Source organism: Pseudanabaena sp. Chao 1811, assembly GCF_027942295.1.
In the GTDB taxonomy this organism is placed as follows: domain Bacteria; phylum Cyanobacteriota; class Cyanobacteriia; order Pseudanabaenales; family Pseudanabaenaceae; genus Pseudanabaena.
The window spans coordinates 1346922-1359408 of record NZ_CP101416.1; the positions used below are offsets into that span (position 1 = coordinate 1346922).

A 12487-nucleotide genomic window follows, 5' to 3' on the forward strand; every position below is an offset into this window, starting at 1 on the left:
TTTCTCATGATCATTATGCAATTTGTGGTGTCAATGAGACTGAGGAAGGCATATTACTAGAATATAGCTTGGAGTGATGGCAGAAGCATCATAATTATCAAAAAAATTGTTGGTCTTTTCAGGGAGATCCTAGTCTGTGAAATTTTTTCAACGCCTGATCACTTTTGCCAGACTTCTTTTTTGTTTGATTTTCTTATCAATGAGCATAGTCATGCCTGTTGAAGCACAAATTGTCCCAACAAAACCTGTTCAAACAGAGATAATCCAAGAGGCTCCATTAGGAGTTTTTCTGACCCAACTTGGGGATTTTGATGTGCAGAAGAAGTCTTTCTCCGCCACATTTTGGCTTTGGACGCAGACAGGCAATGCGGAAAAAAGCATTCTCGATTCGATAGAATTCCCAAATGCAGTTACTGTGAAAGTTTCCGACAATATTACGAACCCAACTGCGACAGGCAAGTGGCTCCAGAGAAAAGTTATTGGTACATTTCGTCATAACTGGGATATGCGGAATTTTCCTTTTGACTCCCAGAAACTGATAATTCTAGCGGAAGAATCCGATCGCGATCTGAGTAAACTGCGCTATGTACCAGATCAGAAGAATTCCTCGATCGATGAAGATATTAAAATTGATGGCTGGGCAATTAAGCGCTATAGCATCGAACCTTTAGTAAAGAAATACCGTTCTAATTTTGGTGATCCTAGTCTACCTTCGGGTTCTTCTAGTGAATACACAAGTATGCAACTGAAAATTGAGCTTCAGCGAAATGATTTGAATGGTTTTTTCAAACTAACTGCGGGTGCTTTTGCCGCAGCGGGTCTAGCCTTAGTCTCTTACTTGCTCCATGCCGACAGTGCTGCCACACTGGGTCCCCGACTAGGTCTGCTGGCGGGTTCGATGTTTGCTGTCGTAATCAGCCTCCGCAGCGCTAGTAATGAACTAGGCGCTATGGCATATCTGACACTTGTTGACTGTGTGCATTTGGGAGTAATGTTCTACATTCTTGCTGCGGCTGCGACTGAGATCTATATCTTGTACGATCTTCAAAAACATAACAATGCGATCGCCAGCAAAAAAATTGGAATACGTGCCGCTATATTCAGTACGTTAGTATTTTTCACTTTTGTTGGGGTGCTTATTTGGGGTGCAATCCATCACTCCTGATCAATTTGCTGAACATGCGAAATAGCCCTTAAGTGCTTACAGTGCTTTGCACTCAAGCCTAAACCAAGAAAAGTTTTAAAAGCGTTGCTTCGCAACGCTTTTAAAACTTTTCTTGTGGTTCCTTAGCAATACTTAGAGATATCTTCGCCTTTGTCAGCGAGATAACTAAGCGATCGAAAACGTAATCCCACGAGCTGATCGTATAGAGGATTAATTTCACACATGGCGGGAATGTGCATGATTTTGCGTCCAAACAAGACGATATCGCGCTCGAAAGGACATTGAGCGGGGACAACCTTACAAATTAGGTTCGCCAGTCGGGAATCATGGATATCCATATGATCGAGCCATTCCTTGACAGGCTCTAGCAGATCGGGATGATGCTCTTCATGGTGTGATGCGGATTCTAATTTGATCCGTAATTCGTTGATTGGCGTTATTTCTTGATCAAGAGCCGTGCAAAATTCTTGAATAACGCGATCTTCTGTATCTGTATATTTACCGTCGGCGAGTGCCATCATCACTGCCATTCGTAAAAAATTCTGCCCCACCCTGCGATCGCTACCCAATGCATCAGCCAGTTCTTGGGCGCTAATTGGTTCAAAACTTGAAATGGGAATTTCCTCGCCCCATTCATCACTATGGCTGATCTGATCAAAAAGGTTACGCTCTTGATCACTGTAATCATTGTCTGCGAGAGCCACGCTCATGAGTCCCCGCAACCAAGCTGAAATCTGCGCTTGTGTATAAGTTGGATGATCTGTTTTCATAACAAGTCAGTCTACAGGTTGACTAAATCATAGATTGCTTTGTCTTGCATTGGTGCAGTTATGGCATTAAGGAATGTTTAACAATAATCCCCTTACTTAACAATGAGTCTTCCCATCATCCAAAAATCTAGGGCTTTACGCTAATCTAAGTAGCTAGGCGCAATTAAATATAAAACCCAAAAGCTGTGGCGCACGCGCAGCGTACGCCACAGCTTTTGACGCTGGATTTTAACTATGTCCAGCCAGAGCTACTTACAAAATAGGTACGAAATAATCTTCTTTTTCTTGTTATTAATTGATATTGAGCTGATATGAGTAGTTTTAACACTTCACAAATACCAATCGCAATGACGATCGCTGGTTCGGATAGTGGTGGTGGTGCAGGGATACAGGCTGACCTCCGCACCTTTGCCTTTCATTGTGTGCATGGAACCAGCGTACTCACCTGCATCACTGCCCAAAATACACAGGGTGTAACGCGAGTGGATGCCATGCCAACCGAAGCAGTAACAGCTCAATTTGAAGCGGTGATGATTGATATGCGAGTGGGGGCAATCAAAACGGGAATGCTGCTCAATCAAGAGATTATTAAAACCGTTGCTAAGAAATTAGTTGCCTTTGGCTTTGGGAATGTGGTGGTTGATCCAGTGATGGTGTCACGGGCGGGAGCGCAATTATTAGATGATGATGCAGTGAAAACGATCCGTGAGCAGTTAATTCCTCTTGCAGCGATCGCTACGCCTAACCGCTATGAAGCCCAAATTCTGGCAGATATGGAAATTCATACGCTGGAAGATATGCAAACATCGGCTCAGAAAATTTATAAATTGGGAGCGCGATCAGTTCTCGTCAAGGGTGGTGGCTTTACCAACGAACTAAAGGGAATTGATGTGTGGTTTGATGGCGATCACCTTGAGGTTTTACAGACAGAAGTAATTGATACCCCCCATACCCATGGTACTGGCTGTACTTTGTCCGCCGCGATCGCTGCAAATTTAGCTCTAGGGAAACCACGGTTTCAAGCAGTACTAGACGCAAAGAACTATGTTACTGAAGCTTTGAAATATTCTTTAGCGATCGGGCAAGGACAGGGACCAGTTGGACATTTCTATCCATTACTGAAGCCTAGTATCCAATAGAATTAACTTGTCAAGGCGATCGCCATATAGTTTCTTTTAGCCATTCAAGGTTTAGTAGATTGACTCTTGGCGCAAAGGTTTTGTTAACGCGATCTCACTATTTCGGTGCTTCTATCAGATTAATGAGTGATGAATCATAAAAGTTCTGCATTATCTTCTGTTGGTAAAAGCGGTAGGATAAATTCTAGAAGATTAGGGATTTGTGAGTTTGCGACTTGCCAAGTTAGGTTCAAGTCAACTTGATTATAATCGTGTATTAGTTTATCGCGCATTCCCGCGATTTGCTTCCACGGTATTTCTGGGTGGGTCTCTCGAAATTCTGGTGATAGGTGTTTGACAATTTCTCCCAAAATCGCAATTTCGTATACAACCGAAAAGTGAATGCGCTTTTCGGTTAAAAATTGTTGCTTGGTAGCTCCTTCCATCAGTTCAGCAATATTAGAACAGACTGTGGCAATATCAAGCAGATAGGCTGGATCTCGTTGCATAAATCACCTGTGCAGTATTTAAAATTGCTTTGCGTCGAATCCAGTTTGGGCTGTCTATAACGGCTTGCTTGCTAACTAAGTCAACTTTGCGATGAAATATATCTTCTAGTTGCCATTCCATTGTCACCAAATCTAGAAGGCTATTTTGTGATTCAGGTGCAAATACGACCAGACAGTCGATGTCACTATCGGAGCGAAAGTCATCGCGCAGGACGGAACCAAAGAGGGCAAATTCGACAATCTGCCAGTGATCGCAAAATTCGACAATCTGTGGCATTGGTAGATTAATATTTTTAACTAAACAGGTGTTCATTTTACAGATCCTTGCTAACCCTACAAATTTTCTAAGTATTTCAACAGTTCAGGGATATTTTCTGTGATGACTGTCCAAATTTCGGTTGGGTCAACTTCATCGTAGTCATGGGTAATTACATCTCGCATTCCTGCTATTTTCTTCCAAGGTATATCGGAATGTTTTTGCCTAAATTCTGGAGATAATCGTTTAGTTGCCTCACCAATGATAGTAATACGCCGCAAAATAGCGTCTTGCTTTTCATAATTGACGGCTAGCGCATCCTGATCTATTCCTTTCACATACTGCAAAATCAGTTTGATAGATTCTGTGATATCAATAATTGCTTCTTGATCACGCGACATAAATTACCTCGGCAGATTCAAGGATATTTTTGCGTCTTAGCCAGTTATGACTTTGGATAATGGCTTGTTTGCTAACTAGGTCAACTTTACGATTTAACATTATTTCCAGTTCTTCTTTCATGGTAATTTTTTCAAATAGACCGCGTTTAGCATTAGGTTGATAGGAAACTAATAAATCTATATCGCTATCTTCGCGAAAGTCATCTCGCAGGATTGAACCAAATAATGCTAGTTCAGCAACTTTCCATTTTTGACAAAATTGAGTAAGTTGTTGGCTAGAAATACCAAGACGATTATAGATTTTAGGGTTTGATATTTGGCTATACATTTTATGACTCCTTACCCAAATGGGAAGCCTCCATGTTTGGTAATGATTTGATCGATATCGCTCATGATCTCGATGGTTTCGCCGAGGATGGAAATGATGTTTTGATAATGAACGAGGTTGTCAAAGCTGAGTTCTCGTCCTTTGCGATCGCTGAGCCATTTTTTACAAACTTGATAGCCGCCGATGTAGAAGTTCCAAATGTGTTTGGGGATATTGGCGAAATACTGCTGGTCGTTAATCCAGATTTGTTGTTGGGTTTCGTTGTATTTGACTTGTTCGACAAGGTTAGAGCCATCGATGGGATAGTTACTAATTTCTGCGCCTGTTTCTTTCATCAGGTGGAGTTGTACGAGTCTGTCGCCTTTGGTGGCTAGTTCCCAAAATAGTTGTTTGTTGCTGGTGAGGGGGACTCGAGGAAAGTCGATTTTGAGAAATTCGGCGTAGCGTTGGCGATAGGTAGGGGAGTGGAAGGTGGCATAAATGTAGTTAAAGATGTCTTCTGGTGCAAAGGTTTTGACTTGATCGCCTTTGCCATCTGGGAAAAATTCTAAGCTAAGTTTTTCGGAAAGTTCGTTAATAAATTCTGGTGCTAGGTTTGGGCGGCGACCATGTGGGGAGTTGGTTGGTTCGGCTTCAAATAGGGTTGGGGTGTTGGTTGGATAGAGATAGAGAGGGAAAATAACAGCCCCTTTTGCTGTATCAAGCAGGTTATGGTCAACAGTACAATTTGAACACAACCAATGTGTATAGTTGTTCCCAAGAATCTGCCTGTGCATAACGATTGATATATTTTCACCCAAAATCATATGCTGCATAACTTCATCTCTTGATCGATCCACCAAATCCGAGTTATGAAAGTAGTTTTTGAAGTCAAAGGGACGATAAAGACATTGAGTAAAACATTTTTCCCATTCAAGATTTGCAGATAAAGATTTTCTCTTACGATCTATATTCCAATCACTTTTAGCTTGAAGTTGATATTTCTCTGAAACATCTTCATTAGAAATCTTTAAGTTTCTGAAATCGTTAATACGTCCATAAAGCGAATGGTAGTCATAATCAAACACAAAATGATCTCTATGAGTTTTTACGCCTGTTGAATTAACAGACATAATATCAACTACTTTCCAGCCTTTTTCATACTCTGGCAACAAATCTACATTTCTATCTTTAAAGAGATAAAAACTTGCATTAGGATTTATAACTTTCCATTCAGTCGAACTAATATCATTTTCATCTAACCAATGATATTTGCCCCCAACTAATTCCTTATTCTCCTTAACCTCTCTAACACCCCACAAATCAGCATGATAAACCTTAGCTAAATCTTGCTGACTATCTTGATACTTGATAAAAAACGCGATCGCTACCCCTTGCTGAATATCAAACACATTTTGATCGGGTGAACCATCGGGACAAACTTCTTTTTTCTTGCTATTACCATGCAAATCTAAAATATAAATCTCATCAAAAGTCTGCATCAAATTTTGACGCATTCCCCGAAAAGTTGGATTGTCCAAATAACCATGATTTGTGATTAAAGCCACAACCCCATAACCAGTTTCCGCAACCCGATGCTGAGCAAAGCGAATAAACTTCACATAATCATCCAATAAACCTTTAGGATTTCTCTCTCCCAATGGTTTTCCATCCACATGATAATAATCCTTAACCAAATTCACAATCCAAGGATCGGTATTCATCGACTCATAGGAATAAGGCGGATTGCCCAAAATCACCATTACAGGCGTATCTTGCTTAACCCCTTTCGCCGCCTCTGCCTCATCACGAATGCGATTCATAAAACCATCCGCCGCAGGAATTTGAAAACCTTCCTGTAAAGTATTCGTCAAATAAATCCGTAAACGCTCCTCAGAACTAAAATCATAACCAGTTTCTTGAAGCTGTAACCCCAACTTCATGTGCGCCACCGTATAAGGAGCCATCAGCAACTCAAAACCAAATAAACGCGGTAACAAATGCTGACTCACATAACCCGACCACATCCCCTTCTGATTCTTAAAACCCTCATAAATATGCTCAATCACCCGATGCATAAACGTCCCAGTCCCCACCGCAGGATCGAGAATTAGCACCTTATGCATAGGTTCCGAACCCCCTCTAACTCCCCCTTGCGAAGGGGGAGAACTAGAATCTTTACTTCCCTCCTTCAAAGGAGAAGAACTGGAATCTTTACTTCCCCCCTTCAAAGGGGGGACTGAGGGGGGTGAATTAGTGGCGACTGCGGGAGGTAAAATTTTCGTACTATCTGCCAACCCCTTCTTAATCCCAAACTTCTCCTTGAGAATATAATCCACACTCCGCACAATATACCCAACCACAGGCTCAGGCGTATAGTAAACTCCCCGTGACTCGCGCATCTTTGGGTCATATTCCGCCAAGAAAGTCTCATAAAAATGCACCACAGGATCTTCACGGCGATCGCGCTTACCAAAATCGCTCAAAATAGCCGACATATCCGTTTGCTGCAAAATAGTCGCCAAAGTATCCACCGCCCACACAATGCGATCGTCAAGTTCCGAACCCGCAATCTGATTAAAAATCCCCCGCAAAAATGGATTCGTTTTTGGTAAGCGAAAACCCGCCGTCTCTCTCGTAAACGTACTCACTTGATCCGTATTGCAACGCGCCGCAAACAAACCATAGCAAATCGTCTGAGCATACATATCCGCAAACTGTTCCCCCGTCAAATCGCGAATCAACACCGCCCGAAAAGACTCTAACTGATCCGATAACATCCCACCGCGATCGCTATCATTCAAAGCCGTATTAATGGCATCCCTGATCAACTGAGCCAAAGCCGCCATCCTTTTGGCGAGCGCCTTGGGAGTCGTGACCTGCGCCACCTTAGTTAATAGAAACTGTCGCAAAAGTTGATCAACCTGTGCCATTCCATCAGGATCAGGCTTAATCTTTTTCTGTTTATCAAAAGAAGCTACAGAAGCCGCCAGCCGTAACTCTCCACCCACATACCATCGAAACTCTAAATGATCCGTCAAAATTAAATTTCCCAAAGCATTGAAATAACGCTGCATTTGGTTCTTCTTTTCCAAACTCTTCAGCGAAATCCCAATATCCTTAGCCTCAAGATGCCCAATCTCTAACGCCCCCTGACTAATTAAAAAATCTGGCGCACCGCAAGCAATCCGCTTCGGCTCATTCACCGCCAAGATATTGTTATCAAACGATTCAAGCAACTTCTTCAACGCAGGACGATAGGTATGCTCAGTCGCATTACCCTTTTGATAAATCTGCGTCACTTCTTGCAAATAAGCTTGAATTTGATTAGTCATCGTCTTTTGAGATTAGCTAATTTCAGGATACCAGATAAAATCCTGAAATTTTTAGCCCATACATCTTTACTAATCTGGCAGCTCCTCTAGCGGACTGGATTAGGATTGATGATTTTGACAGCGATCACCTTATTCTGCCAAGCATTGAAAAATTGAATAGGCGATCGCTGTTAGTTTGTTGCTAATGAAAGTAATAATGCTTCCATTCGTAATGCCTTATTTGCCGACGACAAATGTAGATTTGAGGGATTGCTCATATTTTGCGCCGCTCTTTGTGATTTGACTGATTACCAACTGATAGACAGCATTATTATTTTCGCGGAGCCAAGGTGAGCAATATCGTCCCACGGGTAAAGTGTAGGTATTGCCATTGACGATCGCACCATCACTAGCAGGCAACTTGGGGGGGATTTTGAAAGTAATACTGCGGCGCTTGACATAATCGCTAGATACGACACCTGTTGCTGATTCTTTGCTAAAGCACTGCACTTCGATTTGGCTATCCTTGAGCAACTCTCTTACATTTCCGCGATCGCTAAGAATTAATTGGTTTTCCGTCCCCACACCTGAGATCTTTTGCAATTGGAAAGAACTAACACGATCAGGGTTAAATCCGCCTGTAATCTTCACCACTTGAAGATTTTCCGAAGGAATAGCGGGCATGACTTGATATTCCAATGTCCCTGGTAACTGATATTGAATTTCGGCATTTTCATTACGGACATTGACTGTACCACCAATTTCCACTCGATCAACACCTAATACGTTGGGAGACTCAGGGGCTGCCCACTCAAATCGATAAGCTAGTCGGGCTGTATCTTTTAAATAGGTATAGCTATTCGGTACATCGGAACTAGCACGCAGCAAGCGCGATAATCCACTGCGCTCCACCCAAATATTTTTGATGAGGTTCACTTTTTTCCCTAAAGCCGTCGCTAATGGTGCGCGATCGCTAGTTATCTCAGTGGGAATATCTAATCGTGGAATCAGCGTAACTTTACCATAGCTACCAATCTCACCATTACGACCATTATTACTAGTTGCTCCATTCGCTCCTGACTGACAGGAATAATATTGAGAATGGGAAACTCCTTTGTTCGTTCGGCGATAGAACCAATCACCTCGACGATATTCGGACACCCGTGAGTAATTATTTTCAAAATCGAGATCAAAGCCATCGCTCGAACGTCCGCAAAGTTTAGTTTCTCTAGAATGATATTGCCATGCAGCTTTAGGATCATTGAAAGGTCGCCGCTCAATCTCCAAATTGCAATATTTAATCCGCCAATCTCTTTCGCGGCATTCACAACCCTTGCCACTGACAGCACTACGCCCACTCCTACCCCCCCTACCACCTGCATTACGGATTTCTATCTGCTGAAGGGTTGCCACATCGGTATAAAAGATTGTGACATTACCACCATTGCCGCCACGTCCACCGTTACCACCATTGCCACCACGTCCTCCTGATGCACCTATGAGTGAATAGGCAGGACGATAGGGCTGTTCACAACTACTTGCGGAGGTTCCTGCGGTTCCATCTTCACCATCTTCACCAGTTGTGCCAGTCAAGTCATAGCTAGTAGGCTTGCCATCACTCACAATTTTGATGTCTTGCCCATCGCGTCCATTACGGCCATCGCGCCCATCAGATCCATCTTGCCCCACTACCCCAAAAGTAGTTTGCCCGATCGCCGAAAAACTAACTAAAGGCAATGTCATGATTGCGGTTGGTAAAGCCAGAATCAGCGATCGTGTATTTAGCATATCCAAAGCCTATAAAATTATCTAAAAAGTACTCTCAAAAGTTTAGTCTATCTTCATTGACAGGATCATGACAGACTGAGTTCCAAGCCTAACTTTCAACTAAATTAATTTATGACTGTAAACCAAGGTCAACAACTCGAAGTATATAGCAGCAAACATCCTCAAGAGGTACTGTTAGTAAAGGTAAAAATTGGGGATGAACTCGATGAGGTGATGATATTCAAAGGTTTTTCTAGCTCTTTGATGCGATCAACCGCCTTCGATCCTGATGTACCTGTAATTCCTGATCATGCCGAAATTATCACTATTGATCGCCTCACTGCTCCCTATAAACCCACAGAGCCTAAGTACATCCAACAAGGGATAACATGGGAGCAGTTTAAAGGTGCTTGATGAGCTATGCTCTTCACAAAATTATCTTTAAGACTTACGCATTAGGTAGATATGTTAGTCCGCATCACATCTACCTAATGCATAAGTCTTAAATCTTAAAAAAATCGGCTTGAGAAATTGGCTAAAAAATATGCTTAGTGAGACAAGGGAATCAATTTATGCAAGACAGGTGAGGCTCGCTTCACTACTGCTATATCAAAATGTATTAGAGCAAGAGCCTTGGGAAGCCTATGAGAAGCTATTGAAGTCCCTTGCCAACTATGCATTAGATGGACATGAAAATAGTTCACGACAGCTTAGCTATTTATTTGCCTATGGGAAATGGTTTAGGGCGATCGCAGCTACAGGATATAACTGGCGAGACTATGTAATTTCGCAGCTACTGATATCTGACAATCCTTTTAGTCAATTGGCGCAAACCACCGATTTTGCTCAACTACCGATGTCACTAATTTCAGCGGTGAAGCATGATCTCCACATCCTAGAGGAGATGAGTCTATGGGGAGGGGATAAACTCGTTGATTTTATTAATGCTTCTGAAAATCGTGCCGTAGCGTGGCACTTGTCACCTAATGATTTGTCAAAACTATCTGAAGAAAAGCGATCGCTAATTATTAAATTTCAAGAAACCGATGATTGGACGCAACTAGTAGCAGATCTGGCAAATTATTACAAACACTCAGGTACTGGCATATTTACTGAATATGAAGCGTTTCGTTGGCGTAAAGGTCATCTGGAGGGAATTGCCTATCCTGATCTAGTGATGCTATCAGATATAGTTGGATATGAGTCGCAGCGTCAGGCACTTTACAAAAATACGGAAGCATTTTTAGCGGGCTATCATTCCCTGCACGTACTTCTCTATGGTAGTCGTGGGACAGGCAAATCTTCAATGGTCAAGTCCTTAATGTATGCCTATCGCGATCGCGGTTTACGTCTAGTCGAAGTCGCCAAGGATGATCTAAAGGATTTACCAATTATTGCTGAAGTGTTGCGAAAAGTTCCACAGAAGTTCATCATTTTTGTGGATGATTTATCCTTTGAAGAAGAGAGCGAAGACTATAAAGCTCTCAAAGTAGTGTTAGAAGGAAATCTCTCTGCTCAACCGAATAATCTATTAGTTTACGCAACTTCCAATCGTCGTCATTTATTACGGGAATACTTTAGCGATCGCCCTAGCCTAAAAACACTGAGTACTAGTGAAGAGGTAAATCCTTGGGACACAGTACAAGAGAAGTTATCCCTAAGCGATCGCTTTGGTCTCACATTGACGTTTCTCAAAGCAGATCAAGAAATCTATCTCAAAATCGTCCATCATCTCGCTAAACGGGCAAGCATCGAACTTCCCACCGAAGACCTCAATTTTCGCGCCTTACAATGGGCAACCCGCAACAATGGGCAGTCGGGGCGCACTGCCCAACAATTTATCGACTTTCTCAAAGCAGATCTGGAAATCAAAATTTAAGCGCAATTGCTATTGTCCTATAGCAAAGTTTTGCTTAAGGCAAAATGAAGGCAGTGCAATGCGCCACCTTCATTTATTTAGGTACTGAAATTTGCGTCTATAAAACCCAAAATGCAAGTAGCGGTGCTTCGCACCGCTACTTGCATTTTGGGTTTTGATTTGTCCTAGCTATCTCTTTTGTTGCTATGAAAAATAATTTTGCTTATTTTGCGCTTTGTGTAGTAACATAGATATTCGCAACGGGATGTAGCGCAGCTTGGTAGCGCGCCTGCTTTGGGAGCAGGATGCCGTAGGTTCGAATCCTATCATCCCGACTTAAAAAAGAAAAAATTGAAGCGCTTGTTAGAGCGCTTTTTTATTTGGTTGCTAATACTTGCAAATCCTGCGATCGCGTAAATTGTTTACGCCATGCCGTAATGCCACCCGTTAGAGTCAAAGCTCGATAGCCATTATGGCTAAGCTGCTGATTTGCCTTGATCGATCGCATTCCCGATGTGCAGTACAAAATAATTGTTGGTTTATCACGGTGAGTTCTTTCATAACTTTGCAAAATAGTTTTCACCTGTGAAATCCCCAAACCTGACTCAATATCTGTCAGTGGGACAAGTTGACTATTGCCAATATGATCCTCTTGATATTCCTCAAGCGATCGCACATCGATGAGCAGTACAGACTTGAACTTGCCACTAGCCAACTCCTGCACCGAAATTTGCGGCGTACTAAAGCTTTGTAAATAAACAGGTAAACTCATTTGATGTTGATAAGCAAGAATGCTCAGAGTTCCAGCACCAGCTACCAAGAGAGCGCCAACTACCGCGAAAGGAAGCAAGTATCGACGGTTAGCAAAAACTTGCTGAAATTTATGTATTTTGCTCTGGTCTATATTGGAATTCATTATTCCCTCATAATATTTTAATTTAGAGGTGATATGGGGTGCTTCGCACCCCATATCACCTCTAAATTCTTTCCCTAATTTTGACATTGGAACGATTTCTAATACT

12 protein-coding genes and 1 tRNA gene are annotated in these 12487 nt (G+C 42.2%); 5 read left to right on the forward strand and 8 right to left on the reverse strand.

Features of this window, described 5'->3' with window-relative positions; translation table 11 throughout:
* Positions 1-211 precede the first annotated feature (211 nt).
* Entirely contained in the window at positions 212-1165 is a 954-nt protein-coding gene (locus tag NMG48_RS06340) for a hypothetical protein (protein ID WP_271254459.1), read from the forward strand.
* Between the two features lie 122 nt (positions 1166-1287).
* On the opposite strand, the gene NMG48_RS06345 is transcribed toward NMG48_RS06340, so the two are convergent.
* The gene (locus tag NMG48_RS06345; protein WP_271254460.1) at positions 1288-1935 is read right to left on the reverse strand and encodes a Mo-dependent nitrogenase C-terminal domain-containing protein; all 648 of its coding nucleotides are present in this window, start codon (positions 1933-1935) and stop codon (positions 1288-1290) included.
* A 311-nt stretch (positions 1936-2246) separates the two neighbouring features.
* On the opposite strand from NMG48_RS06345, the gene thiD reads away from it, so the two are divergent.
* On the forward strand, positions 2247-3074 hold the full coding sequence (gene thiD / locus NMG48_RS06350; RefSeq protein ID WP_271254461.1) for a bifunctional hydroxymethylpyrimidine kinase/phosphomethylpyrimidine kinase: 828 nt from the start codon (positions 2247-2249) through the stop codon (positions 3072-3074).
* Positions 3075-3208: 134 nt separating this feature from the next.
* Here thiD and NMG48_RS06355 read toward each other — a convergent pair whose 3' ends face one another.
* The 6 genes from NMG48_RS06355 to NMG48_RS06380 all read right to left on the reverse strand — a co-directional run bounded on the left by NMG48_RS06355 (position 3209) and on the right by NMG48_RS06380 (position 9628).
* Entirely contained in the window at positions 3209-3562 is a 354-nt protein-coding gene (locus NMG48_RS06355; RefSeq protein ID WP_271254462.1) for a HepT-like ribonuclease domain-containing protein, read from the reverse strand.
* A complete protein-coding gene (locus NMG48_RS06360) occupies positions 3534-3875 on the reverse strand; it encodes a nucleotidyltransferase family protein (protein WP_271254463.1) in 342 nt (113 codons plus the stop codon). The genes NMG48_RS06355 and NMG48_RS06360 overlap by 29 nt, the downstream gene beginning before the upstream one ends.
* A gap of 20 nt (positions 3876-3895) precedes the next feature.
* A complete protein-coding gene (locus NMG48_RS06365; protein WP_271254464.1) occupies positions 3896-4219 on the reverse strand; it encodes a HepT-like ribonuclease domain-containing protein in 324 nt (107 codons plus the stop codon).
* A complete protein-coding gene (locus NMG48_RS06370; protein WP_271254465.1) occupies positions 4209-4547 on the reverse strand; it encodes a nucleotidyltransferase family protein in 339 nt (112 codons plus the stop codon). The genes NMG48_RS06365 and NMG48_RS06370 overlap by 11 nt, the downstream gene beginning before the upstream one ends.
* Positions 4548-4558: 11 nt before the next feature.
* The gene (locus NMG48_RS06375) at positions 4559-7861 is read right to left on the reverse strand and encodes a type ISP restriction/modification enzyme (protein ID WP_271254466.1); all 3303 of its coding nucleotides are present in this window, start codon (positions 7859-7861) and stop codon (positions 4559-4561) included.
* 216 nt (positions 7862-8077) lie between these two features.
* Positions 8078-9628, reverse strand: a complete 1551-nt coding sequence (locus NMG48_RS06380) for a hypothetical protein (protein WP_271254467.1) — start codon at positions 9626-9628, stop codon at positions 8078-8080.
* Between the two features lie 111 nt (positions 9629-9739).
* On the opposite strand from NMG48_RS06380, the gene NMG48_RS06385 reads away from it, so the two are divergent.
* The 3 genes from NMG48_RS06385 to NMG48_RS06395 all read left to right on the forward strand — a co-directional run bounded on the left by NMG48_RS06385 (position 9740) and on the right by NMG48_RS06395 (position 11800).
* Entirely contained in the window at positions 9740-10021 is a 282-nt protein-coding gene (locus tag NMG48_RS06385) for a DUF7734 family protein (RefSeq protein ID WP_271254468.1), read from the forward strand.
* Between the two features lie 130 nt (positions 10022-10151).
* Positions 10152-11486 (forward strand): ATP-binding protein, encoded by a 1335-nt coding sequence (locus NMG48_RS06390; RefSeq protein WP_271254469.1) that lies wholly within the window; start codon positions 10152-10154, stop codon positions 11484-11486.
* A gap of 240 nt (positions 11487-11726) precedes the next feature.
* Positions 11727-11800 (forward strand) — tRNA-Pro (locus NMG48_RS06395).
* Positions 11801-11841: 41 nt separating this feature from the next.
* Here the strand turns inward: NMG48_RS06395 and NMG48_RS06400 are convergent.
* Positions 11842-12381 carry a rhodanese-like domain-containing protein gene (locus NMG48_RS06400; protein ID WP_271254470.1) on the reverse strand — a complete coding sequence of 180 codons (540 nt, stop codon included), beginning with the start codon at positions 12379-12381 and terminating at the stop codon, positions 11842-11844.
* Between the last annotated feature and the right edge of the window lie 106 nt (positions 12382-12487).

Coding starts and splice junctions, on each gene's coding strand:
- NMG48_RS06355 (WP_271254462.1), bottom strand. CDS start 3,562: ATGCAACGAGATCCAGCCTATCTGCTTGATATTGCCACAGTCTGTTCT.
- NMG48_RS06390 (WP_271254469.1), top strand. CDS start 10,152: ATGCTTAGTGAGACAAGGGAATCAATTTATGCAAGACAGGTGAGGCTC.
- NMG48_RS06400 (WP_271254470.1), bottom strand. CDS start 12,381: ATGAATTCCAATATAGACCAGAGCAAAATACATAAATTTCAGCAAGTT.
- NMG48_RS06340 (WP_271254459.1), top strand. CDS start 212: ATGCCTGTTGAAGCACAAATTGTCCCAACAAAACCTGTTCAAACAGAG.
- NMG48_RS06385 (WP_271254468.1), top strand. CDS start 9,740: ATGACTGTAAACCAAGGTCAACAACTCGAAGTATATAGCAGCAAACAT.
- NMG48_RS06380 (WP_271254467.1), bottom strand. CDS start 9,628: ATGCTAAATACACGATCGCTGATTCTGGCTTTACCAACCGCAATCATG.
- NMG48_RS06375 (WP_271254466.1), bottom strand. CDS start 7,861: ATGACTAATCAAATTCAAGCTTATTTGCAAGAAGTGACGCAGATTTAT.
- thiD (WP_271254461.1), top strand. CDS start 2,247: ATGAGTAGTTTTAACACTTCACAAATACCAATCGCAATGACGATCGCT.
- NMG48_RS06345 (WP_271254460.1), bottom strand. CDS start 1,935: ATGAAAACAGATCATCCAACTTATACACAAGCGCAGATTTCAGCTTGG.
- NMG48_RS06360 (WP_271254463.1), bottom strand. CDS start 3,875: ATGAACACCTGTTTAGTTAAAAATATTAATCTACCAATGCCACAGATT.
- NMG48_RS06370 (WP_271254465.1), bottom strand. CDS start 4,547: ATGTATAGCCAAATATCAAACCCTAAAATCTATAATCGTCTTGGTATT.
- NMG48_RS06365 (WP_271254464.1), bottom strand. CDS start 4,219: ATGTCGCGTGATCAAGAAGCAATTATTGATATCACAGAATCTATCAAA.